Raw genomic sequence first — 23,508 nt, 5'->3', positions numbered from 1 at the left:
TCCGGAGGCCGACGTGATCCAGCCCGGCCCGGCGCGCCGCGCTTGCGCCGGATCCACCAGCGGCACGCGGTCGGGCCGCCCGGCCTCCCGCACGCGGGGCGCCCCCGGTTCGGCCTAGAACGCGGTGAGGGTCAGCCGGAACCCGGTGGGTGCCGTGTCCTGGATGTAGGAGGCGAAGTCCGCCACGTCGTCGAAGGCGAAGCCGTACGCCCTGCCGTCCTCGGTGGCCGCGTGCACGGCCTTGGCGTAGTGGTTGGTCAGCGCGGTGGCGTAGAACGCCGCCGGGTCGGTCGTCGGGTGGTCGGCCGAGGAGAGCAGCGTGGAGCGGTTGAAGCCGGCGCCGAGGACCGCGGCGACGGGACCGGTCGTGCCGTCGTTGGGCGCGGCGATGGCGCCGTCGCAGAACAGCACGTCCCGGGTGGACGGCTTGGCGAACGACACCTGGGCGGGCCCGTCGAAGGTCAGCCGGTCACCACGCACCCGGCCGGTGAAGGTCCCGGCGTTGGTGGTGACCCTGAGGTCCTTGCCCGTGTAGGTGCTCCACACCTCGTCGATGTACGGGGCGAGGTAGTCCTTGGGGAAGAGACCGGCGTCCAGGCCGTGCCCCGGCGCTATCACCCGGGTGTCGTCCACGACCAGCGGGGCGAACTCCTCGACCCGGCGCATCGCCTCGAAGGCGGCCGCTCGTCCGCCGGCGCGCACGGTGCCCGTCGTCTGGTCCTTCGCGCCGGTCAGCCGGATGGCGAGCGGCACGCTGAACATGTCGACCATGGTGGTGTTGCAGAACATCCCGGCGGAGTTGTAGGTGAACTCGGCGCAGTCGTGCAGCACCCCGTAGTTGGGGTCGGACTCGACCCAGCCCGCCGGGTACTGCAGCGCCGGGTCGCCGGCGCCGTCGGTGACCACCTTGAACTTCAGTTTCCCCCCGAGCGACACGTAGATCCGGCCGGAGAGGTACGGCAGGTTCAGCTTCGTCTCGCCGCCGCCGGCGAGGCCGATCGCGTAGTCGGTGTAGCCGTCGGCGCCGTTGTCCGACAGCGCCACGGGCGCGACGGTGCCGTCGGGCGTGACGCGCACCTGCCGGCCGTCCTGGTTGCCGACGATGTAGACGTGCACGTCGGCGTCGCCGAAGGAGCCGGTGCCGTTGACGATCGTCAGCGGCAGGGCGCCCGCCGCCTCGGCCTGGGGGGTGGCCGTGCCGCCGTCCGAGCCGACGCCGGCGAGGGCGTGCGGGGCGACGGCGGCGGCGACGGGCGCGGCCACGACCGCTCCACCGAGGGCGACGAGCAGCTTGCGGCGGCCGAGCGGGCGCTGGTGACGAGGAGTCATGTGGGGGGTCTCCATACTGATCGGGGCATGACAGTGCGAAAGCGGAATTCTGAGAGCGCTCTCGCAACGTGGGCCGATGGTACGCACAACGGATGGCCCGGCCAACCGTCCCCGGGCCCCCTCAAGGCCGTTGCCCCTGCTGGGACTTGGGGTGCCCGCCGCCGCGCAGGGCACGCTTAAGCGCCGTTTAAGCCCGGGTTAATCCACGCCGGAACACCGGTGGCCGTGCTCGCTCGGTGTCCGTGCTGTCGAGCCACGCCCCGAGACGGACGGAAGGAGGGCAGAGCCGTGCAGTTCACCTCACTCCCGCGCTCCCTCCCCGTCGTCCCGGCGTACCTCGACTGACAGCGGGAGCGCGCCACGCACGACGCATGGCTGTCGGGCCGGTTCCGCGCCGGTCCGGCGTTCGGTGCCGTCCAGGACCTGTGCGCCCGCGAACTCGCCCTCGCGGAGCGGGACGGCGAGGGGCACTGGGACCGGTGGGAGGAGGTCTACGCCGAGATCGAACGACGTGTGCGGCTGGTTACTCCCGACGGGCCGGTCGCCGAGTATCTGCTGCACATCCAGGGCGACAGGGCTTGGTTCCGGTGGAGCGACGAGCCGTTCGAGCGGGAGCGGGCCGACACCTGACGACGGTCACCGAAAGTCGCTCAGCACAGCCTCGGCCTCGGCGAGGATCTCGGTGACCCGCAGGCCGAACGCGGCGTCGCACGGGTGGGGGCGTCCGCCTTCGGCGGAGGCGAGAAGCGCGTCCGCGGCCCGCAGCAGAGCGGGCACCGGCCCCTCGGTCGCCTCCGGCAGGAGCGTCACGCCCGCCCGGCCGCGCAGCTCCACCGTCGCACCCGCGGCGGCCGGCGGCGCCGTCAGACTGAGCGTGAGCGTGCTCGACGCGCCGCCGGTGTGGTCGAGGACGACATGGACGGTGTCCCCGGGGCCCGGCGCCGCCGCCGTCACCCGCCGGGCGTCACCGAGGACCGGCAGCAGCACGGACAGGGCGTGCGGTCCTACGTCCCACAGGGCGCCCTTCTCCCGCCGCCACGGCGAGTCCGCGAACGGGCTGTCGCCGGTGAACACCGAGCCGAGCCACTGCGCCCGCCCCGTGAACCAGTCGCCCCCGGCGGCCTGTTCGGTGATCCACGCCTCGGTCTCGGGCTGGAACCGGGTGGTGAAGAAGACGACGGAGGCGACGCCCGCCGCGCGCACCGCCCCGGCCACCGCCCGCCCCTGCGCCACCGTCGCCGCGAGCGGCTTGTCGAGCAGCAGATGGCGCCCGGCGCGCGCCGCGCGCTCCGCCAGTTCCGCCTGCACGGCCGGAGGCAGTGCGACCGCGACGGCCTCCACGTCCGCCAGCAGGGCGTCGACGTCGTCGTAGGCACGCGTGCCGTGCCGGTCCGCCAGTTCCTCGGCGGCGTCCGGGCGGCGCCCCCACACGCCCACGAAGTCCAGGCCGTCGTGCCGGCGCAGGGCGGGGGCGTGCGCCGTGTCCGCCCAGGGCCCGGTGCCGAGCAGTCCGATACGCATGCCGTCGCCTCTCCGCAGTGCCGAACCCGAACCCGGGCACGCCGATGTTCATCCCTGACGACCGGCGCGCGCCGGCCCGGCCGCTGCCGAGCGTGCCACACCGACCTGGTGCCCGGGCAAGACCGCGGCCTACGGGACGGCGGCCGGGCGAGCTGTCCGGCGGGGGCGGTGCGGGGGCGGGGCTGCGAGGTGCCCTGGGTGCACCTCCGGCCGCGGCCCGGCTCCCGGGGTGTCCGCGCGAGCGGGGAATACTTCGGGTGTCCCGTATTCCCGGGTGTGGTGCGTCCCGGGTGTCCCGAGCAGCGCTCTGCGCCGCCGCTGGGCTCCCGGGACGCCGTACGCGAGCCGCCCTCGTCCCCGCCCGACCCACCCGGCCCCAGGTCTGCCCGGCCTCAGGTCTGCCCGGCCCGAGGCGGTCGTCTCTCCCGGGCGTGTCCGTCCCCCGGGGCCCGCAGCCCGCCCGTCGCGTGAGGCCGGTGATTCTGCCGATCCCCGGGACCGCGTCGCGCGCCGACAGTGGCACCGCCAGCACATCGGCGACGCCCGTCCGGCGGATGTCCCGGGACGCGACCCCACGTGTTCCGGGCCGTGTGCGATCACCGGCCGGGCCCCTCGCCACGACAGAGAGGACGACTCCTCGTGGAGCAGAACCCCCACACCCACGCGGCCTCCCGGGCCACACGCCCGGCGTTCCGCGGAACGCGGCGGCGGCTCGCCGGCGTCACGGCGGCCGTCGCCGCCGTCGTCGCGCTCAGCACCCTCACCAGCCCCGGCGCCCAGGCCGCCGACAACCCGTACGAGCGCGGCCCGGCGCCCACCGAGTCCAGCATCGAGGCGCTGCGCGGCCCGTACTCCGTGTCGGACACGAGTGTCTCCTCGCTCGTGGTCAGCGGCTTCGGCGGCGGCACGATCTACTACCCGACCAGCACCAGCGACGGCACGTTCGGCGCCGTCGTGATCGCCCCCGGCTTCACCGCGTACCAGTCCTCCATGGCCTGGCTCGGTCCGCGGCTGGCCTCGCAGGGCTTCGTCGTGTTCACCATCGACACCAACACCACGCTGGACCAGCCCGCCTCCCGCGGCCGCCAGATGCTGGCGGCCCTGGACTACCTCACCGAGCGCAGTTCCGTCCGCGGGCGGATCGACGGCAGCCGGCTCGGCGTCATGGGCCACTCGATGGGCGGCGGCGGCACCCTGGAGGCCGCGAAGTCCCGTCCGTCGCTCCAGGCCGCGATCCCCCTGACCCCCTGGAACACGGACAAGACCTGGCCCGAGGTCACCACCCCGACGCTGATCGTGGGAGCGGACGGCGACACGATCGCCCCGGTCTCCTCCCACTCCGAACCGTTCTACTCCAGCCTGCCGTCCCGGACGGACCGCGCCTACCTGGAGCTGAACAACGCGTCCCACTTCTCGCCGAACACGTCGGACACGACGATCGCGAAGTACAGCGTTTCCTGGCTCAAGCGGTTCATCGACAACGACACCCGCTACGAGCAGTTCCTGTGCCCGCTGCCCCGGCCGAGCCTGACCATCGAGGAGTACCGGGGCAACTGCCCGCACGGCTCCTGACACTTCTCACGGCACCAACCGGCGGTGGTCGCGGGCACGTCGCGGCCGCCGCCGGCGTGTTGTGCCGCCGCACGGCCCGGGCCCGGGACCGCTGGGCGGCGGCACAGTGCGTATCCCGGCCGTACGGTGCACAACCGCAGGTGACAGGGCGGACCCCCCGGCGGGTGAGGGCGGACCGATGGCTTCCGTGTCAGGTTACGCGCGCGTAACCTCCCGTGAATGACCGGAGAGACGACCGTACGTACGGCCGTGCGGATCCACGGCCGGAGCGCGCAGCAGCAGGCGGTGCGTGCTCTGTTGGACGGGCTGGGCACCCACGGCGGCCACCTCGTCGTGACCGGCGAACCCGGACTCGGCCGGACCACGCTCCTCCAGTGGGCCGCCCGCTCCTTCCGGGCCGGCCCCGTACTCCACCTCGGCCCCGGCCCGGACCGCGGTGCCCGCGCCACCGGTGAGGAACCGCTCGACACGCTGCGGGCGGCGGCCGGCGGGGCACCGCTGCTCGTGTGCGTCGACGACGCGCATCTGTGGGACGCCCCGGCCCGGACCGCCCTGGGCCGCGCGGCCGAACACCTGGGCGGCACGGCCCGCGTCGGCGTGCTCCTGTCCGTCGCCGGACACCGCGCCGTCGACCCGGAGTACGCCCACCTGCCCGTCGTACGCCTGGACCCGCTCACGCCGCCGCAGGCCGAAGCCCTGCTCGACGACGCGACCGACGGCGCCGCCGACCCGGCCGTGCGCGAGCAACTGCTTGCCGAGGCGGAGGGGAACCCGGCCCTGCTCCTCGCCCTCGTCCGCCGGCTCACACCGGCCGAACTGCGCGGGCACCGTCCCCCGCCCAGACCCCTGGCCGACGCCGCGGCCCTGACCGAAGTGGCGGGAGAGGCGCTGACCGGTCTGTCCGCGGACGCGCACGACCTGCTGCTGACGGTGGCGGCGGCCGTACGCGCCGCGGACGGCCCGGACGTCGACGCGAGCCTGGTCCTCGACGCCGTACGGCACCTGCGGCCGGCGTCCACGCCGGCCCCCTCCCCGGGACCGCTCCCCGCGCCCCTCGCCCTGGCCGACGACCGGCTCCGCTTCCACGGCCCGTTGGTTCGCCGTACGGTCCACGCCACCGCGGCGCCGGACCGGCGCCGTGCCGCGCACCGCGCACTGGCCGATGTGCTGGAGGCCGGCGGCCGGCGGCTCCCGGGGCTGCTGCACCGCTCCTGGTCCCTGACCGGCCCGTCGCCCGCGCCGTCGCTCGCGGACCGGCTGGCGGCGGTGGCGGCCGACGCGGCGGTGCCGGCTTCGTACCGGCTGCGCGCCACGGCGTACGCCCGTGCCGCCGAGCTGACGGCCGACGGTCCGGCCCGGGCGGAGCGGTACACGGCCGCGGCCGAGCAGGCCCTGCTCGCCGGCCACCCCGACCGGGCCCGCCCGCTGCTGGCCGCCGCCCGCGGCTGCGCCGCACCCGCCGGGGTGCGGGGGCGGGCCGAGCTGGTGCGTGGCCTGACGGAACTCCGGGACGGGCCGGTCGGCGACGCCCATCAGTCGTTGCTGCTGGCCGCGTCCCTGCTCGCCGAGGACGCACCGGCCGACGCCGCGAGCGCCGCCCTGGCCGCCGCGGACGCGGCCTGGGCGGCGGGAGACCTGCCGCTGTGCCTGGCCACCCTCGCGCCCGAACCACGGGCGAAGACGCGGGCTGCCGCGCACGCCGAAGCACCACCCCCCTCGGCGCACGCGGCCGGCGCCGTGCGCGACCACCGGGTCGGCATGCGGGCGCTGCTCGAAGGGCGGCTCGACCGGGCCGTCGTACCGCTCGGGCAGGTGGTGGAGCGGGCCAGGACCGACGACCGGCCCGAGGGGCTGCTGCGGTCGGCGGCTGCCGCACTGCTGCTCGGGGACGTGGACGCCGCCCGCCGGGCCGGGGCACGGGCCCTGGCCGCCGCTCGGCAGCTCGGCTCGGACGCGCTGGTGCCGCAGGCCCTGGAGTACCTGGCCTACGCCGAACTGCGCGCCGGCCGGCACCCGCAGGCCCGCACCCACGCGGAGGAGGGGCTGCGCACCGCGCTGCGGGCCGGGCAGCGCAACACGGCGGCCCACCACCGGGCGGTGCTGGCCCTCGCGGCGTCGATCGAGGAGGAGCCGGACGTCGTCGCCCGGCATGTGACGGCCGCGCTGGCCACCGCCCGGCGGCACGGACTGGCGCAGGTGGCCACCCTCGCGGAGTGGGCGGCGGCCCGGGCCGACCTCGGCCGGGGGCGCCCCTTCGACGCCGCCGACCGGCTCGGTCTCCTGGTCCTTCCCGGGCCCGGGCGCGGGCACTTCGCGGTGTGGCGGCTCGCCGTGCCGTGCTTCGTGGAGGCCGCGGTCCTCGCCGGACGCCACGAGGACACCCGCGCGGTCCTGACGGATTTCGCCGGGTGGGCGGCGTTCGGCGCCGATCCGCAGGCCGCCGCGCAACTGGCCCGCTGCCACGCCCTCCTCGCCCCGCCGGACCGGGCCGACGACCTCTACCGGCGCGCGCTCGCCCGGCACGACGAGGCGGGCGGCGACTTCGAACGGGCCCGTACGGCGCTCCTGTACGGCAAGTGGCTGCGCCGGCGCCGCAGGCCCCGCGAGGCCCGCGGCCGCCTCGGCAGCGCGCTGGCCGGCTTCGACCGCTGCGGTGCCGGCGTCTGGGCCGCACAGGCGCGCGGCGAGCTGCGGGCGCTCGGAGCGGCCCCGCACGGCGGGGGCACCGGTGCACTGTCCCGCCTGACGCCGCAGCAGTTGCGCATCGCCCGGCAGGTCGCCGAGGGCGCCACCAACCGTGAGGTCGCGCTCACCCTCGCGGTGAGCACCCGCACCGTCGACTACCACCTCCGCAAGGCCTTCGCGGCACTCGGCGTACGGTCCCGCCTGGAGCTGGCCCGCATGGTCGAGCATGCCGAGCAGGGCGGACAGGCCGGGCGAACCGAAAAGACCGGTGCACAACCCTAGGGACCGACCGGACGGTATGCCATCCTTCGGGGCAGGACGAGTCAGGGGGCAGGCCCGGCGCGGGCGGTCAGCCCGTCGCGGGGCGCCTCCGCAAGCCCTGGCCTGGGGAGGACCGCGATGCAGCACGCCGTACGGTCACGAGCAGCGATCCGCACCGGGCTGACGCCCGTACCACGCCCGCGGACGCCGAGCGTCGCGTCACTGATGGACGCCGACGCCCTGCGGGTCCTGCACCGGGCCGCCCGCGCCCTGCTCGACGACCTGCCCGATCTGGCCGACCGGCTGGTGGCCCTGTTGCAGGAGCAGGAGCCGGCCTACCGCGCGGCCATCACGAAGGACCCCACCGCCACCTGGCAGGAGGTCCACCGCTCGCTGCGGCACAGCGTGGCCTCGCTGCTCGACCCGCGCGGCGCGCGGGACGCGGCCCGCCGCTGCTCCTGGCGGATCGGAGCCACCCGCGCCGAGCAGGGACTGCCGCTGGACGCGCTGCTGCACGCCTTCCGCCTCGGCGGCTCACTGGTGTGGCAGCGGCTGATCGAGGAGACCTCCCGCCACGCACCCGAGGACGTACGCCTCCTCGTGCACGTGGCCGCCGACGTGTGGAACTTCGTCGACGAGCACTGCACCATCGTGGCGGACGCCTACCGGCAGGCCGAGTGGCAGCTCGCCCGGCGCCGCGAGAACCGGGCCCGGCTGCTGGCGGCCGGTCTGCTCGACGGCACCAGCCGCATCGCCGACCTGCCCGAGGCCGCACAGGCGCTGGGCCTGCCGGAGCAGGGCCGGTACGTGGTCGTCGCCGTCACCGGCGGACGCCCCGCGCGGTCCGACGCCGCCCGGGCCGCGGCCGTGGCGCCCGGCGCACGCGTCCACTGGCACGCCGGAGCGGAGGTCGACTACGGCATCGTCCTGGTCGGCGCCGGCGACGACGGACTCCCGGCGCCGGAGGAACCCGGGTCCGGGCCGCGCGCCCCGTTCCCGGGGGTCCGGATCGGTGTCGGCAGCCCGGTCGACGGACTGGCGTCCGTCGGCGACGCCCGCCGGCACGCCGACACGGCCCTGGACATCTGCCCCGAGGCCGGTGGCACGGTCCGGCTCACCGACCATCTCCCGGCCGCCCTGCTCGTCTCCAGCCCCGAACTCGGCCGTGCCCTCGCCGAGAAGGTGCTCGGCCCCCTGCTGCGCCTGGAGCCCGCCGACCGTGAGGTGCTGCTGGACACCCTCACCACCTGGCTCGACTGCGACGGCTCGGCACAGCGGGCCGGTGAACGCCTCTACTGCCACCGCAACACGGTCCTCAACCGCCTCCGCCGCTGCGAACAACTGACCGGCCGGTCCCTGGCCCGCCCGGCGGACGTGGTGGAGATGAGCCTGGCCCTCACCGCCCGACGAGTACTGCACGACTGACGCACACACTCCGCCCCCCGGTGCCGATCCGACCTCGTCCCGGCTCCGGGTGGTGCCCCCGCCGGCCGTGGAACCCGGCGCCGACGTCGCCCGTACCGACCGCCGGGAGCTCTTCGTCGGCGCGTGGGCACCCACCTTCTTCGGCCTGGGCCTCGTGCTCGCCCACCTCGAACGGCAGGACGGCACTCTCGTCGACGCCGAGGTCCGCACCTTCCGCGAACGACGGAGGGCCGGCCGCACAGGACGCGCGACGGCGCCGCCCTCGCGGGCCCAGCGCCGTCGCGGGGCGTCGGCCCGGGGGTGTGAACGCTGCCGCCCGTCGCTGACCGCCGGACAGCGGCGGGAGGCGCCGGCACGTGAGCATGTGCGCAAGCGCGAAGACTCCCGCGTGCGGGGGTCGCGAAGACTCCCGCGTGCGGGGGTGAGGCGGTTGGGGCCGCTGAGGCCGCTGAGGCGCAACGCACAACGTGAGTCCGGCCGTGGCGTGTCACGATGGGTGGATGGACATACTCCGCAGGAACAACGTCCGCGTGATGGGGCCCGAAACCGGACGGCCCCTCGTCCTCGCGCACGGCTTCGGCTGTGATCAGAACCTGTGGCGTCTCGTGGCCCCCGGTCTCGCGGAACACTACCGCGTCGTGCTGTTCGACTACGTCGGCTCCGGCCGCTCCGACCTGGCCGCGTGGCGGGAGGAGCGCTACACGACACTGGACGGATACGCCCAGGACGTGTTGGACGTGTGCGAGGAGCTGGACCTGCGGGACGCGGTCCTCGTGGGGCACTCGGTCAGCGCCATGGTCGGTGTCCGCGCCGCCGCCGCGGCACCAGGCCGCATCGGAACGCTGGTCATGGTGTGCCCCTCACCCTCCTATATCGACGAGGAGGGCTACCGGGGCGGCTTCAGCGCAGCGGACATCGAAGAGTTGCTGGACTCGCTGGAAGCCAACTACCTCGGGTGGTCCGCGACCATGGCCCCGGTCATCATGGGCAATCCCGACCGTCCGGAGCTGGGTGAGGAACTCACCACCAGCTTCTGCGCCACCGACCCGGAGGTAGCGCGGGTATTCGCGCGCACCACGTTCCTCTCCGACGCACGACAGGACCTGAAAACGGTCACCGTCCCCACCCTGATCCTCGACTGCGAGCAGGACGCCATCGCCCCCCGCGAGGTGGGGGCCTACGTCCATGCCGCCATTCCCGGTAGCCGTCTGGTCACGTTGCCCGCCATCGGCCACTGCCCCCAGTTGAGTGCTCCGCAGGCCACTGCAGACGCGGTAACGGCGTTCTTGGAAGCCTCGTAGTGTGTCTCGCCCCGACCCGGACCTGCCACCCGACGGCGAGGCACAGCCATCCATCGACTCGGATGTCGTCGCCCTGCTGGAGGACAGTACTGAGGAGCTCTACGAGTCCGCTCCCTGCGGATACCTGTCCACTCTGATGGACGGCACCATCGTCAAGATCAACAAAACGCTGTTGGACTGGCTCGGCCTCTCGCGGGACGAGGTCGTGCGGCGCAGACGCTTCAGCGATCTGCTGACCGTGGGAGGCAAGCTCTACCACGAGACCCACTACGCGCCCATGTTGCGCATGCAGGGGGTGGCCGGAGGCATCGCGCTGGAAATGAAGGTCGCGGACGGGGCGCGGCTTCCGGTACTGATCACGTCGACCGTGAAACGCGGTGCGGACGACCGGCCCCTGCTGGTCCGCACGACCGTCTTCGACGCCACCGACCGGCGTTCCTACGAGAGGGAACTGCTTCGCGCCCGCCGCGAGGCGGAGAAGGCCCGCCGCCAGGCGGAGGCCGACCGCGAGCAGCTACGCGAGGCGCTGGCCGTACTGCAGCAGAGCCTGCTACCGGCCAGTCTGCCGGTCGTGCCCGGTGTGGAGACCGCCGTTCACTACCACACGGCCTCTCCTGTACGGCTGGGCGGGGACTTCTACGACCTGTTCCCCCTCGGCGACGAGCGCTTCGCCTTCTTCCTCGGCGACGTCTGCGGGAAGGGCCCGAAGGCGGCGGCCGTGACCTCCCTGGCGCGCTACACCCTGCGCACGGCGGCGCTCCAGGGTCTCGACCCCGAAGCCGTGCTGTCCACCCTCAACGCCGCGCTGCTCGAGCGGTACGCCGATGGTGACCCGCGTTACTGCACCGTCATCTTCGGCGTCCTGGAACCCGAAGGCCGGGCGGTCGGTGTCCGCCTGGCCTCGGGCGGACACCCGCCCGCGCTGATGCTCCGTGCGGACGGTGTGGCGCAGTACCTGCCGACACCCGCCGGGATGCTGGTCGGGGCCTTCCCCCAAGCCTCGTTCACCACGGTCCGCACCGCTCTCGAGCCCGGCGACACGCTGCTGCTCTACACCGACGGCGTCACCGAGGCGCGTACGGGGGCGGACAACGACCTGTACGGCTACGACGCGCTGCAGTCGTTCGCCACCGGTCTGGCCCCCGCGCAACCACGCGCCGTGATCGATGCCTTCGCCGGTCTCCTCGTCGGCTTCGGCGACGGGCTGAACGACGACACGGCCCTCCTCGCCCTGGGGCGCCCGCACCAGTAGACCTGTCGTCTGGATCATGCCGGCGTCGCGGGGCGCGGCACGGCCCTGCACCGGAGCAGGGGCGTAAGTGCGGGCCCCAGGTGAACACGGGTACCGGCTACGGACCCGGTTCGAGTGGTTTGAGCGTCTCGTCCGTGTGAGGGCACTACCTCCAGGGCGCTCGTGCACACAAGAGTGATGCGCGATGAACACTCAGAATGCGAACACCTCGGCTTCCGGCACTCACGACTCGTCGCTGCGGCGACCGGCACCGCATCTCACCACGCCCTCGCGGCGCTCGGTGGTCACGGTGACCGGCACTTCGGCGCTCGCCGTCGGGCTCACGGCCGCCTCCGCCGCCTCCGCGACGGCGCTCAGCCCCGCCACCGCGCCCGCGATCCCGCCGGCCGTGGTGCCGCCCGGCACCGCTCCCCAGGCGTACCGGGCGGTCGCCCGCGCCATCGCCGTGTACGACCAACACGACAAGCCTCTGGTCCCGGCCTATGTGAAGGCCGTCAACGGCGGTCTGCCGGCCAGCCGGGGGAAGGCCACCAAGCGCGTTCTGATCGTCGGGGCCGGACCGGCCGGACTGCTGGCCGCCGACCTGCTCAACCGGGCGGGACACGACGTTGTCGTGATCGAGGCCAACGGCAACCGGGTCGGCGGCCGTGTCAAGACCTTCCGCAGGGGAGGTCACGAGAAGGGCCGGCAGCCGTTCGCCGACCCTGCGCAGTACGCCGAGGCCGGGGCCATGCGGCTGCCCGACAGCCACCCGCTCCTCATGGCACTGCTCGAGAAGTTCGACCTCCCCCGCCAGGAGTTCTACCTGGTGGACGTCGACCCCGACGACCCGGCGAAGAAGACCAACCGCACCTGGATCCACGTCAACGGCGTCCGTGAGCGCCGGGCCGACTACGAGAAGAACCCGGAAAGGGTCAACGACACCTTCCACATCACCGGCGCCGACCGGAAGAGGACCGCCGCCGCCATCCTCGCGGAGGCGCTCGAACCCGCACACCGGCTCGTCCGGGGCAAGGAGGGAACCGCTCTCGTCGACGGGTGGGCCGAGGTCCTCGAGAGGTACGGACACTGGTCCATGTACCGCTACCTCACCGAAGCCGCGGGGCTCGACACCAGGACCATCGACCTGGTCGGAACCATCCAGAACCTGACCTCACGGCTGCACCTCTCGTTCCTCCACAGCTTCCTGTCCAGCGCACTGATCGACCCGAAGACCAAGTTCTGGGAGATCAAGGGCGGCACCGCACTGCTCGCCGACGCGCTGTACGCGCCGGTGAAGGGAAAGGTGCGGCTCGACCGGCGTGCCGTGCGCGTCGAACGCGCCGGCGGCAAGGTGCGGGTGCACACCGTCTCCGAGGACTGCCAGACAGGCAACGGGGGCACCACACAGGTCTTCGAGGGTGACGAGGCGATCATCACCGTTCCGTTCTCCGGACTGCGGCACGTCACTTTCGACCCCCCGCTGTCCTACGGCAAGCGCCGGGCCATCACGGAGCTGCACTACGACGCCGCGACCAAGGTGCTGCTGGAATTCTCCCGACGCTGGTGGGAATTCACCGAGGCTCAGTGGAAGCAGGCCCTCGACACCATTGAGGACGGCCTCTACGACAAGTACCGGGCGGGCAAGGTCACAGACGGCCGGTACCTCGGCGCACACAAGTCCGTGAAGAACCTGGGTGTGACGATCCCCGACGCGTACAAGCACTGCTTCGCCGCCTTCCGGCCCGCCGCGGACGGTGAACCCGAAGCCGCTCACGTCCGTGGTGGCGGTTCCGTCAGCGACAACGCCAACCGCTTCATGTACTTCGAGCACGCCCAGCCCATGGACGGCAGTGACGGCGGCATCATGCTGGCCTCTTACAGTTGGTCCGACGACGCCCTGAAGTGGGACGCCTACGCCGACGAGGAGCGCTGTCTGCGCGCCCTCGCCGGGGTGCAGGCGGTGTTCGGCCGCCGGTGCGAGGTCTTCTTCACCGGCAGGTGCCAGACCCAGTCGTGGATGCGTGACCACTACGCCTACGGCGAGGCGTCCGTGCTCTTCCCCGGCCAGCACACGGAACTGTTCCCCGACATCCCCACGTCCGAAGGCCCGCTGCACTTCGCTGGGGACCACACCTCCGTCAAGCCGGCCTGGATCGAAGGCGCCCTCGAGTCAGCCGTCCGCTCCGCCCTGAAGGTCCACACGGGCTGACGGAGAGGGCACGACGCGCACCGCGGGTCGCGGCCGTGCGCCGGCCGCGACCCGGAGCGAGTCCCCGCGGACGCGGGGCGGACACCGGGGGTACGGCGTCCGAGGCGGCCCTCGGGAGGAGGCACGGCGTCTCGCAGCGGACCGGCCGCGCCCAGTGAGTGCGGCCTCTGCGAGTAGGTGACCGGTCTCGGCCGGCTGCACACGCGCGGGGACTCCTCGGCCTCCTCGACGCCGGGGGTCTGCGGCGGGCGGGGGTTGCCGTGGGCGTCGGGGCGTGAGAAGGGTGGCGGACGATGACGTCCGCGCCCGCCCGCAGGGTCCGCACGGATGTCCATGACCCGCTTCATCCACAACTTTCCGCCGACGTGCGGAGTGTGGCGGACGGGTGAAGACTGGAGGCGGGCAGGGACGCACTCGCCGCATCGGTGCCGAGGCGCAAACAAACCCACGCCCGTCTGCGTGGACGTGATGTGTCTCCCATGGGTGCGGGGCTCATCAAGTTCATGTGGAAAAGGGGTCCTCGGCCATGGGCGGCATCGACGACACTGCTGTCGGCAGTCTGCGGGAGGCGCTGCGGGGACCGGTGATCACCCCGCCGGATCCGGGCTACGACGAGGCCCGCAGCATTTACAACGCGATGATCGATCGGCGGCCGGCCGCTGTCGCGCAGTGCGTGGACGTGGCGGACGTGCAGGCGACGATCTCCTTCGCCAAGGACACCGGAGCCGAGCTGGCGGTGCGCGGCGGCGGTCACAGCGGGCCGGGTCTGTGCCTGGTCGACGACGGGCTGATGCTCGACCTGTCGCCGATGCGCTGGGTCAGGGTGGATCCGGACGCGGGCACCGTCCAGGTCGGAGGCGGCAGCCAGCTCGGTGACGTGGATCATGCCACGCATGCCTTCGGACTCGCCGTGCCCGCAGGGATCATGTCGACCACGGGCGTCGGCGGTCTCACTCTGGGAGGCGGACACGGCTACCTCACGCGCAAGTACGGTCTGACGATCGACAGTCTGCTGTCGGCCGACGTGGTCCTCGCCGACGGTAGCTGCGTCACCGCGTCGGCCGAGAACCACCCGGACCTGTTCTGGGCGTTGCGGGGTGGCGGCGGCAACTTCGGCGTGGTGACGTCGTTCACCTTCCGGCCGCGACCGGCACACACGGTCGGAGTCGCGGTGACGGTGTGGCCCGTCGACCGTACGCCGGAGGTGCTGCGCTGGTACCGGGAGTTCCTGCCCGCCGCTCCCGAGGACCTCTACGGATTCTTCGCGGTGCTGGTCGTGCCGCCCGGCCCGCCCTTCCCCGAGCCGATCCACGGGCAGAAGGTGTGCGGGGTGGTGTGGTGTTACACGGGGGACCTCTCCGCCGAGCGTCTGGAGCAGGTGCTCGCAGTGGTCGGCGAACCGGCGCCGCCTGCCTTCCACTTCACGACCCCCATGCCCTACCCCGAGCTCCAGACGATGTTCGACACACTGATCCCCAAGGGCCTGCAGTGGTACTGGCGCGGCGACTTCTTCGACACGGTCTCCGACGCCGCCGTCGACGTACACCACACATTCGGGGAGAACATCCCGACGGATCTCTCGACCATGCACCTGTACCCGGTGGACGGTGCGGCTCACCAGGTCGGAGCCGATGACACGGCCTGGGCCTATCGCGACGCCGTCTGGTCCGGAGTGATCGGTGGCATCGACCCGGACCCCGCCCGTGCCGACCTGATCCGGCAATGGTGCGTGGACTACTGGACCGCTCTGCACCCGCACTCCATGGGCGGCTCCTACGTCAACTTCATCGGCGAGCAGGAGAGCGCGGACCGGGTCCGGACCACCTACCGGGGGCACTTCGATCGGCTGGCCTCGATCAAGGGTGCCTACGATCCGGACAACCTGTTCCACGTGAACCAGAACATTCCGCCCGTCCCGGGCTGATGGCGCGAACCGTCGAACGCCACCCCCTTACGAGCACGCCGTCCGTCATGCGGCACGATGCGAGGCCCCTGGCGCTCTGACACGGCGCGGACCCCGGCGCTCGGGTGGGTACGGAGAGGAGATTCGCGTCGGGTGTGACTACGGGCCCGACGTGCTGGCAGTGCGCCGGGCGCCCTCTCGCGGTGTGGTTCGGGGACACCGAGATCCGGCGCCTGCGCTCGGGCCGTGTCCCGCGATGGCCGCTCCCCCTCCACGGGCTCGGGCGGGCCCCACCCTCACCGCTGCCCGCTCTCGGTGCGGGCCCGGTGCCCTGGCCCGCGCGCGGGTGCCGTCGCAGCGCGCCGGCGTGACCGCGAACACCGACGTCCGGAACGCGGCGGCGGCGTCGCCCGCCAGGTGCTCGCGCCTCCCCGGCGATCCGGCACCCGCGTCGACCCGGCCCGGCTCCGATGCGGCGCCGCGGCCCGAGCCTGGGCATCCGCACAGACTCTCCGTCCCGGGACTGGGACGCCGCAGCGACCCGGGCCGCGGCTCTGTACCGCCACCGGCGCGCGTGCTGTCGTGAGCTCCCCCCTTCCCGTCACCGTGCCGACCCCGGCACGGTCCCAAGGAGCCGTGATGCCCGCAGCACCACCGGACGGCGAGCCCGCCCTGCGCGTCGATGGCCTCGACGTGACGTACGGGCGCGCACTGTCCGCCCTCCGTTCCGTGTCCCTGACCGTCCCCTACGGCGGCGTGGTCGCGCTGCTCGGTGCCAACGGCGCCGGCAAGACGACGCTGCTGCGGGCGGTCTCGGGCACACTGCGCCTGCACCGCGGCGCGATCACGGCCGGCCGGGTCCGCTACGGCGACACGGCCCTCGAAGGCCGGGACCCGGTCGCCGCCGTACGCGCCGGAGTCGTACAGGTACCCGAGGGCAGGCGGGTGTTCGCCGGACTCAGCGTCGACGAGAACCTGCGGGCCGGCGGGCTCGGACTCGGCCGGCGCGCCCCGGCCCAGGTCCGCGAGTCCCGGGAGCGGGTCTTCACCCTCTTCCCGCGGCTCGCCGAACGCACCCGCCAGGCCGCCGGCCTGCTGTCCGGCGGAGAGCAGCAGATGCTGGCCATCGGCCGTGCCCTGATGGCCGCACCCCGCCTGCTCCTCCTCGACGAGCCCTCCCTCGGGCTGGCCCCGATGATGGTCGACCGCATCGCCGAGGTCGTCCGCGAGATCAACACCCAGGGCACCGCCGTACTCCTCGTGGAACAGAACGCCGGCATGGCGTTGTCCCTCGCCGAACACGCCTACGTCCTGGAGGTCGGCGAGATCCGGCTGGCCGGCGCCGCCGGCGAACTCGCGCGGACGGACGCCGTGCGCCGCCTCTACCTGGGGGACACCACCGAGGCCACCGACGGCAAGGGGGCCGCGTGACCACCCGAACCGCCGCACCCCCCGCGCTCGAGGTCCGGAACGTGACCGTGCGCTTCGCCGGGCTGGTCGCCCTCGACGACGTCTCCTTCACCGTCGCCCCGGGCACCGTGCACGCCGTCATCGGCCCCAACGGCGCGGGCAAGTCCACCTGTTTCAACGTCCTGTCGGGCCTCTACCGGCCCACCGCGGGCACCGTGCGACTCGGCGACGCCGAACTGACCCGGCTCGCCCCGCACAGGATCGCCGCCCTCGGCGTGGCCCGCACCTTCCAGAACATCGTCACCACTCAGGGCACCGTCGCCGACAACCTGATGCTCGGCCGCCACGCCCTGTCCCACGCCGGCTTCGCCGCCAGCGCCCTGCGTCTGCCGCGCGCCGTGCGCGAGCAGCGTGAACACCTCGCCAAGGCCCGTGAGATCGCCGAACTCACCGGCCTGGGCGCCCACTTCGACGCACCCGTCGCCCTGCTGTCCTACGGCGACCGCAAGCGCGTCGAACTCGCCCGTGCCCTCTGTCTGGAGCCCCGTGTACTGCTGCTCGACGAACCCGTGGCCGGCATGAACGCCGCCGAACGCGCCCGCATGACCGAGGTCGTCCGGGAGATCCGCGCCGAACTCGGCCTGTCCGTAGTACTGGTCGAGCACGACATGGGACTGGTCATGCGGCTCGCCGACGAGGTCACCGTGCTCGACTTCGGCAAGGCCATCGCCCACGGCACCCCCGCCGAGGTCCGGCGCGGCCCCGAGGTGCTGCGCGCCTACCTCGGCACCGGCACGACCGGGGAGGACGCGGCATGACCGGCTTCCTCGACAACCTCCTCAACGGCCTCGCCCTGGGGTCCGTCTACGCCCTGATCGCCCTCGGCTTCGTCACCATCTTCAAGGCGTCCGGCGTGCTGAGCTTCGCCCACGGTTCCCTGCTCCTGCTCGGCGGGTACCTCGTCGCCGTCCTGCACGACGACATCGGCTTCGCCGGGGCGCTGGCCGTCGCCGTCCTCGTGACGGCGGCCGTGGCCGGGGCCCTGGACCGGCTGGTGCTGCAACGGGTCGGGACCGACCCGCACTCCGCCCACGTCCAGACCATCGTCACCATCGGCATAGACATCGTCCTGGTCACCGACCTGGCCCGGCGCATCGGCGGCGACCTGCTGCCGCTCGGCGACCCCTGGGGCAACTCGGTGACGGACCTGGGCCCGGTGACCGTCGCCGACAGCCGCATCGCCGCGATCCTGGTGTCCGCCGTGGCCATCGGCGGGGCCTTCGCCCTCTTCAGGTTCACTCCCTGGGGCCTGTCGCTGCGCGCGGCGGCCGAGGACGGGGAGGCCGCCGCCCTCATGGGCGTACGTCTGACCCGCGTACGCACCGTCGCCTGGTGCCTGGCAGGCGGACTCGCCGCGCTCGCCGCGGTCTTCCTGGTCGCCTTCCCGGCGCCCGGACTGGAGCGCACCACCGGGCAGATCGCCCTGAAGGCCTTCCCGGCCGCCATCCTCGGCGGCATGGCCTCCCCGGTCGGCGCCCTGGTCGGCAGCATGCTGATCGGCCTCACCGAGGCCTTCGTCGCGGGCTACCAGTCCGACCTGCACGTCCTCGGCGAGGGCTTCGGCGACGTCGCCCCGTACGCCGTGATGGTGCTGGTCCTCCTGGTGCGCCCCGCCGGGCTCTTCGCGGCGAAGGGAGCGGCCCGTGTCTGAACTCCCCGACTCCGGTCTCTCCAAGTCCGGTCTCTCCAAGTCCGGTCTCTCCAAGTCCGGTTTCCCCGGGTCCGGTCTCCGCCCAAGACGCGACCTCCTCAAGCGGGGCGCGCTCCTGCTGCCCGCCCTCCTCCTGTGCGCCCTGCCCTTCTACCTCGACGCCTTCTGGCTGCGCATCGGCCTGTTCTCCATGGCCGCCGCCATCGGCGCCGTCGGCCTGGGCCTGCTCAGTGGTACCGCCGGACAGCTCTCCCTCGGACACGCCTTCTTCCTCGCCGTCGGCGCCTACGGCTACGTATGGCTGGCGGGGGAGCCCGGACCGGGGCTGCCGCCCGCCGTCGCCGCCGTCCTCGCGGTGCTGCTCGCCGGTGCCGCGGGCGGCCTGTTCAGCCCCGTCGCCGGCCGGGTCAAGGGCATCTACCTCGGCGTGGCCACCCTCGCCCTGGTCTTCCTGGGCCACCACGTCCTGCTCACCGCGGACTCCGTCACCGGCGGCTTCAACGGACGTTCGGTGCCGCCCCTGGAGATCGGCGGGTTCACCTTCGCCGAGACCGACCCCGAACTGACCGTCCTGGGCGTGCCGTTCGGCGCCGAGGAACGGCTCTGGTACCTGGGTCTCGCCCTCTTCGCGCTCACCTGGTTCACCGCGCGCGGACTGCTGCGCGGACGCCCCGGACGCGCCCTGGTGGCGCTGCGCGACAGTGAGACCGCGGCGTCCGTCATGGGCGTGCACGTGGCCCGGTACCGCTCGGCCGCGTTCGTCGTCTCCTCGATGTACGCGGGCCTCGCCGGCGTCCTGCTCGCACTGTCCTTCCGCCGAGTCGTGCCCGACTACTTCTCCCTCCTCCTTTCCGTCGACTACCTCGCCATGATCGTCATCGGCGGCCTCGGCTCGGTGGCGGGAGCCACCGCCGGCGCCGTCTTCGTCACCGCGCTGCCCCTGCTGATGACCCGCTACGCCGACCAGTTGCCGCTGGTGGCGACCCCGGGCTCCGGCGACGGCTCGATCGGTCCGACCGAGGCCTCCCGCTACCTCTACGGCGCGGCGATCGTCGTGATCCTGCTCTACGCCCCCGACGGCCTGCACGGACTGACCCGTCGGACCCGCGCCCGCCTGCGCCGCAAGCCATCCGTCACCGGTCCTCCGGACGCCGGTGCCACACCCCGGCCCCCGGGCACCACCGCCAACACCGCACGAACCAAGGAGCACACCCCGTGAACGTCACGCACCCCAGGCCCCGCACCACCCGGACCGCCGCTCTGGCCGCGGCACTGGCCGCCGTGCTGCTCGCGGGCACCGCGTGCAGCACGAAGGCGGAGGGCGGGAGCACCGACGAAGCCGCCGACGGCGTCAAGGCCGGCCCCGGAGTCAGCGACAAGGCCATCAAGCTGGGCGCGCTGACCGACCTTACCGGCCCCTACGCCACCCTCGGCAAGAGCATCGTGCAGGCCCAGCAGATGTGGGCCGACGAGACCAACGCCGCGGGCGGCATCTGCGGCCGCAAGGTCGAGATCGTCGTCAAGGACCACGGCTACGACGTGCAGAAGGCGGTCACCGCCTACGCCGACATCTCCCCGGACGTCGTCGCCCTGCCCCAGGTGATCGGCTCGCCGGTGGTCGCGGCCCTGCTCGACGACATCGAGCGGGACCACATGCTGACCTTCCCGCAGGCCTGGGCCGCCTCGCTGCTGGGCAGGGACTCCGTCCAGGTCCTCGGCACCACCTACGACCTCGACATGATCGCCGCCGTCGACTTCCTGACCCGCACCAAGAAGATCGCCAAGGGTGACACGATCGGCCACGTCTACTTCGAGGGCGACTACGGCGCCAACGCGCTGGAGGGCTCCGAGTGGGCCGCCGAGCAGGCGGGGATGAAGGTGGTAGGCCAGAAGATCAAGGCCACGGACACCGATCTCACCGCGCAGGTCTCGGCGCTGAGCAAGGCCGGGGTGAAGGCGATCCTGATCAGCGCGGGCCCCGCCCAGACCGCCTCCCTCGCCGGCGTGGCCGCCGCCCGGGGCCTGAAGGTGCCGATCGTCAGCAGCGCTCCCGGCTACGCCCCGCAGTTGATGAAGACGCCCGCGGCGGCGGCGCTGGAAGCCATGGTCCACGTGGTCAGCGCCGCACCGGCGGTCAGCTCCGACCTGCCCGGCGTCAAGAAGATGGTCGCCTCCTACAACAAGAAGTACCCGGGCGAGCCGGTCGACTCGGGAGTGCTCTCCGGATACAACGCCGCCCAACTGATGGGCTCCGACCTGAAGAAGGCCTGTGAGGGCGGCAGCCTCACCCGTCAGGACGTGGTCAAGGCGCACCGCTCGCAGAAGAACGTCGACACCGGCCTCGGCACTCCGCAGAACTTCACCCTCGTGACCGAGCCGGCCAGCCGGTCCACCTACGTGCTGAAGCCCGACGCCGAGGCGGTCGGTGGCCTGGTCGGCCTGGAGGAGGCGCACAAGGCGCCCGGCGTCGACGCGTACCTGGCCGCTCGCGGCTGACCGACCCGAGCGGGCGCCAAGTCGACTGCGTGGCAGTCGACTTGGCGCCCGCTTCGCCGGGGCACTGGTTCCTCCGAACGCAGGGTCTCTAGGATGTACTCTCGGTCAGGCCAGAGCAGTTGGCGCGGTACGGAGCTGGGGGAATGATGCAAGCCGACAAGCGGTTGTCCACGGAGATCGACGCCAACGTGCCCACGGCCGCACGTATGTACGATTACTATCTGGGCGGCAAGGACAACTACGCGGCCGACCGGGCGGCGGTCGGAGAGCTGGACAAGGTCGTACCCAGCACCCGTCGGCTCGCGCTGAACAACCGGCGCTTCCTGCAGCGGGTCGTCAGGATCCTCGCGCAGGAATACGGTATCCGCCAGTTCCTGGACCACGGCTCCGGCCTGCCCACGCAGGACAACGTCCACCAGATCGCCCAGGGCGTCGCCCCCGACTCGCGCGTCGTCTACGTCGACAACGACCCGATGGTGCTGGTCCACGGCCGCGCGCTGCTCGACCAGAACGAACGCACCGCCGTCATCCACGCCGACATGCGTTCGACGGAGGAGATCTTCTCCCACCCGGACACCCAGCGCCTGATCGACTTCTCGCAGCCGGTGGCCGTCCTGTTCAACTCGGTCTTCCACTGCATCCCGGACAGCGAGACCGACGGCCCGATGGCGGTCGTCCGCCGCGTGACCGAGCGGCTGGCGCCCGGGAGCTACGCGGTGATGTGCCAACTGGTCAGCGAGGACGCCGAGGTGCGCGAGTCCGTCACGGAGTTCATGGACCGGGCGACCCAGGGGCACTGGGGCCGGGTCCGCGAGCCGAAGGACGTCGAGGCCCTCTTCGAAGGCATGGACATCCTGGAGCCGGGCCTGGTCGAGGTCTCGACCTGGCGCCCGGACACCGACGTGGTCCCCCGCCAGCTCACCGACGAGTGGATCGAGTTCGGCGGTCTGGGACGCATCCGCTAGCAGAAGAGCACGAGGGGCCTCGCACTACGCGTGCGGCTCTCTTGTGCGCTGCGCTACTTGTCGGGGTAGCGCAGCGCCATCGTCTCGCGCAGCAGCTCGAGTGAATCGCGCGGAGTGAGCGCCTCATCGGCCAGGCGGTCCAGCGCGACCCGGTACTCCTCGGTCTCGTCACGGTCCTCGAGGAAGTTGGCGCTCTTGATGTGCTCCAGGTAGACCACGTCGGGCAGGTCGATGCCGCCGAACCGCAGGTAGGTGACCGGAATCGCGGGTGCCGATGCGTTCGTCACGTCCAGCGGCACGATCTGCAGCGTCACATGCGGCTGCCCGGCCATCTCGACGAGGTGCGTGAGCTGTTCACGCATGACCTCGCGGCTGCCCAGTACTCGCAGCAGCACGGACTCGTCGATGATCGCCCACAACTGTGGCGCGTCAGCGCGGCCCAGCAACTCCGCACGGCGCATGCGCAGTTCGACACGCCGCTGGACCTCACCGGAAGGCGCGTTCGGCAGGCCCCGCTCGACCACGGCCCGGGTGTAGGCCGGCGTCTGGAGCAGTCCGGGAACGTACTGGATCTCGAAGGTCCGGATGGTCGCCGCGGCCTCCTGCAGTCCGACCAGGCGGTCGAACCACTCAGGCATCAGACGTTTGTCGTACCGCTGCCACCAGCCCGGTTCCCCGGCGCGTCGCAACAGCTTGAGCAGGACCGAGGCCTCGTAGGCATCGGTGCCGTACCGCTCCAGCAGTGCGCGGACGTCCGTCTCCGTCGGGGGCTTGCGGCCCTTGCCCGACTCGATGCGCGAGAGCTTCGCCGCGCTGAACCCGAGGTCGCGCGCCGCCTGGTCCTGGGAGAGGCCGGCGTCCTCGCGGAAGCCCGCAAGCTGAACGCCGACGAGCATCTTCAGCAGAGTCGGAGCCGGCTCGGCCCGTTCCAGATACGGCTCGAGACGGGAGAGGCGATGCGACGCGGCGGACATCCTGACTCCCAGCAGACCGGCAGACTTGAGAAACCACACTATCTCATCCCGCAGGTGCCCGCCGCATCTGCCCGTGGAAAACGGGTAGTTGGCCTCCGCTTGGCGCCGGCCATCCGCGTCGGCGGCCGTTCCCGCCCCCGCTCACAGCAGGTGGTCGAACTCGCCCTCCTTCGCCCCGGCCAGGAAGGCGGCCACCTCGGCGGGGGTGTAGACGAGCGCGGGGCCGTCCGGATCGCGGGAGTTGCGCATCGCGATGCCTCCGTCCACGAGGGCCACCTCGACGCAGTTGCCCTCGGCGTTGCTGTGCCGACTCTTCTTCCAGCAGGCGTCCAACAGGCTGGCCTGCACTCCGTTGCGCACTGGTGGCACCGCGGTCTCCTTGCCGTTCGGGGGAGTGGACCGAGCCTCGTCGGTCCCCGTGCGCTCCCATCCGATTTTTTCGCGCAATTTCTCGTGCAATTGCACGCGAGCGCTGTCAGCGTGGATAATAGCCGTGGCGTCAACCCCCTGGT

General features: G+C 72.7%; 17 protein-coding genes and 1 pseudogene. 14 read left to right on the top strand and 4 right to left on the bottom strand.

Annotated elements, in window-relative coordinates; genetic code table 11:
- Positions 1–114: 114 nt before the first annotated feature.
- On the bottom strand, positions 115–1,329 hold the full coding sequence (locus B1H29_RS03005; RefSeq protein WP_055421252.1) for a glycoside hydrolase family 64 protein: 1,215 nt from the start codon (positions 1,327–1,329) through the stop codon (positions 115–117).
- A gap of 372 nt (positions 1,330–1,701) precedes the next feature.
- Between B1H29_RS03005 and B1H29_RS03000 the strand changes: the two are divergent.
- A pseudogene (locus tag B1H29_RS03000) lies at positions 1,702–1,959 on the top strand (hypothetical protein); the annotation flags it as partial.
- A gap of 6 nt (positions 1,960–1,965) precedes the next feature.
- On the opposite strand, the gene B1H29_RS02995 reads toward B1H29_RS03000, so the two are convergent.
- Positions 1,966–2,850, bottom strand: a complete 885-nt coding sequence (locus tag B1H29_RS02995; RefSeq protein ID WP_055421253.1) for a Gfo/Idh/MocA family protein — start codon at positions 2,848–2,850, stop codon at positions 1,966–1,968.
- Between the two features lie 639 nt (positions 2,851–3,489).
- Here B1H29_RS02995 and B1H29_RS02990 point away from each other — a divergent pair.
- The 13 genes from B1H29_RS02990 to B1H29_RS02930 all read left to right on the top strand — a co-directional run bounded on the left by B1H29_RS02990 (position 3,490) and on the right by B1H29_RS02930 (position 22,022).
- Positions 3,490–4,422 carry a bis(hydroxyethyl) terephthalate hydrolase gene (locus B1H29_RS02990; RefSeq protein WP_055421254.1) on the top strand — a complete coding sequence of 311 codons (933 nt, stop codon included), beginning with the start codon at positions 3,490–3,492 and terminating at the stop codon, positions 4,420–4,422.
- Between the two features lie 219 nt (positions 4,423–4,641).
- A complete protein-coding gene (locus B1H29_RS02985; protein ID WP_055421255.1) occupies positions 4,642–7,389 on the top strand; it encodes a helix-turn-helix transcriptional regulator in 2,748 nt (915 codons plus the stop codon).
- A gap of 117 nt (positions 7,390–7,506) precedes the next feature.
- Positions 7,507–8,793, top strand: a complete 1,287-nt coding sequence (locus B1H29_RS02980) for a PucR family transcriptional regulator (RefSeq protein WP_055421256.1) — start codon at positions 7,507–7,509, stop codon at positions 8,791–8,793.
- 500 nt (positions 8,794–9,293) lie between these two features.
- Positions 9,294–10,094 (top strand): alpha/beta fold hydrolase, encoded by an 801-nt coding sequence (locus tag B1H29_RS02975; RefSeq protein WP_055421257.1) that lies wholly within the window; start codon positions 9,294–9,296, stop codon positions 10,092–10,094.
- A gap of 22 nt (positions 10,095–10,116) precedes the next feature.
- Positions 10,117–11,346 (top strand): SpoIIE family protein phosphatase, encoded by a 1,230-nt coding sequence (locus B1H29_RS02970; protein ID WP_199832450.1) that lies wholly within the window; start codon positions 10,117–10,119, stop codon positions 11,344–11,346.
- A 184-nt stretch (positions 11,347–11,530) separates the two neighbouring features.
- Entirely contained in the window at positions 11,531–13,537 is a 2,007-nt protein-coding gene (locus tag B1H29_RS02965; protein ID WP_055421259.1) for a flavin monoamine oxidase family protein, read from the top strand.
- A gap of 526 nt (positions 13,538–14,063) precedes the next feature.
- Positions 14,064–15,461, top strand: coding sequence for an FAD-binding oxidoreductase (locus B1H29_RS02960; RefSeq protein ID WP_199832451.1), 1,398 nt, complete (start codon positions 14,064–14,066; stop codon positions 15,459–15,461).
- A gap of 618 nt (positions 15,462–16,079) precedes the next feature.
- Positions 16,080–16,871, top strand: a complete 792-nt coding sequence (locus B1H29_RS02955) for an ABC transporter ATP-binding protein (RefSeq protein ID WP_055421260.1) — start codon at positions 16,080–16,082, stop codon at positions 16,869–16,871.
- Positions 16,868–17,668, top strand: coding sequence for an ABC transporter ATP-binding protein (locus B1H29_RS02950; RefSeq protein ID WP_055421261.1), 801 nt, complete (start codon positions 16,868–16,870; stop codon positions 17,666–17,668). The genes B1H29_RS02955 and B1H29_RS02950 overlap by 4 nt, the downstream gene beginning before the upstream one ends.
- Positions 17,665–18,561, top strand: coding sequence for a branched-chain amino acid ABC transporter permease (locus B1H29_RS02945; RefSeq protein ID WP_055421262.1), 897 nt, complete (start codon positions 17,665–17,667; stop codon positions 18,559–18,561). The genes B1H29_RS02950 and B1H29_RS02945 overlap by 4 nt, the downstream gene beginning before the upstream one ends.
- A 115-nt stretch (positions 18,562–18,676) precedes the next feature.
- Positions 18,677–19,780 carry a branched-chain amino acid ABC transporter permease gene (locus B1H29_RS02940; RefSeq protein WP_055421616.1) on the top strand — a complete coding sequence of 368 codons (1,104 nt, stop codon included), beginning with the start codon at positions 18,677–18,679 and terminating at the stop codon, positions 19,778–19,780.
- Positions 19,777–21,057: an ABC transporter substrate-binding protein gene (locus tag B1H29_RS02935; protein ID WP_055421263.1), complete on the top strand. Its 1,281-nt coding sequence runs from the start codon at positions 19,777–19,779 to the stop codon at positions 21,055–21,057. Before B1H29_RS02940 ends, B1H29_RS02935 begins: the two co-directional genes overlap by 4 nt.
- Positions 21,058–21,203: 146 nt before the next feature.
- On the top strand, positions 21,204–22,022 hold the full coding sequence (locus tag B1H29_RS02930) for an SAM-dependent methyltransferase (RefSeq protein ID WP_055421617.1): 819 nt from the start codon (positions 21,204–21,206) through the stop codon (positions 22,020–22,022).
- A gap of 53 nt (positions 22,023–22,075) precedes the next feature.
- Here B1H29_RS02930 and B1H29_RS02925 read toward each other — a convergent pair whose 3' ends face one another.
- Entirely contained in the window at positions 22,076–22,996 is a 921-nt protein-coding gene (locus B1H29_RS02925) for a helix-turn-helix domain-containing protein (RefSeq protein WP_055421264.1), read from the bottom strand.
- Positions 22,997–23,137: 141 nt separating this feature from the next.
- Positions 23,138–23,365 carry a DUF397 domain-containing protein gene (locus B1H29_RS02920; protein WP_055421265.1) on the bottom strand — a complete coding sequence of 76 codons (228 nt, stop codon included), beginning with the start codon at positions 23,363–23,365 and terminating at the stop codon, positions 23,138–23,140.
- Positions 23,366–23,508: the final 143 nt, after the last annotated feature.

This window comes from Streptomyces pactum (assembly GCF_002005225.1).
GTDB classification, from domain to species: Bacteria; Actinomycetota; Actinomycetes; order Streptomycetales; family Streptomycetaceae; genus Streptomyces; species Streptomyces pactum_A.
Note: the sequence above shows the minus strand (reverse complement) of the source record. Positions and strands in the feature narration are given on the sequence as shown.

Coding starts and splice junctions, on each gene's coding strand:
- B1H29_RS02980 (WP_055421256.1), top strand. CDS start 7,507: ATGCAGCACGCCGTACGGTCACGAGCAGCGATCCGCACCGGGCTGACG.
- B1H29_RS02960 (WP_199832451.1), top strand. CDS start 14,064: ATGGGCGGCATCGACGACACTGCTGTCGGCAGTCTGCGGGAGGCGCTG.
- B1H29_RS02930 (WP_055421617.1), top strand. CDS start 21,204: ATGCAAGCCGACAAGCGGTTGTCCACGGAGATCGACGCCAACGTGCCC.
- B1H29_RS02955 (WP_055421260.1), top strand. CDS start 16,080: ATGCCCGCAGCACCACCGGACGGCGAGCCCGCCCTGCGCGTCGATGGC.
- B1H29_RS03005 (WP_055421252.1), bottom strand. CDS start 1,329: ATGACTCCTCGTCACCAGCGCCCGCTCGGCCGCCGCAAGCTGCTCGTC.
- B1H29_RS02945 (WP_055421262.1), top strand. CDS start 17,665: ATGACCGGCTTCCTCGACAACCTCCTCAACGGCCTCGCCCTGGGGTCC.
- B1H29_RS02985 (WP_055421255.1), top strand. CDS start 4,642: ATGACCGGAGAGACGACCGTACGTACGGCCGTGCGGATCCACGGCCGG.
- B1H29_RS02975 (WP_055421257.1), top strand. CDS start 9,294: ATGGACATACTCCGCAGGAACAACGTCCGCGTGATGGGGCCCGAAACC.
- B1H29_RS02965 (WP_055421259.1), top strand. CDS start 11,531: ATGAACACTCAGAATGCGAACACCTCGGCTTCCGGCACTCACGACTCG.
- B1H29_RS02925 (WP_055421264.1), bottom strand. CDS start 22,996: ATGTCCGCCGCGTCGCATCGCCTCTCCCGTCTCGAGCCGTATCTGGAA.
- B1H29_RS02995 (WP_055421253.1), bottom strand. CDS start 2,850: ATGCGTATCGGACTGCTCGGCACCGGGCCCTGGGCGGACACGGCGCAC.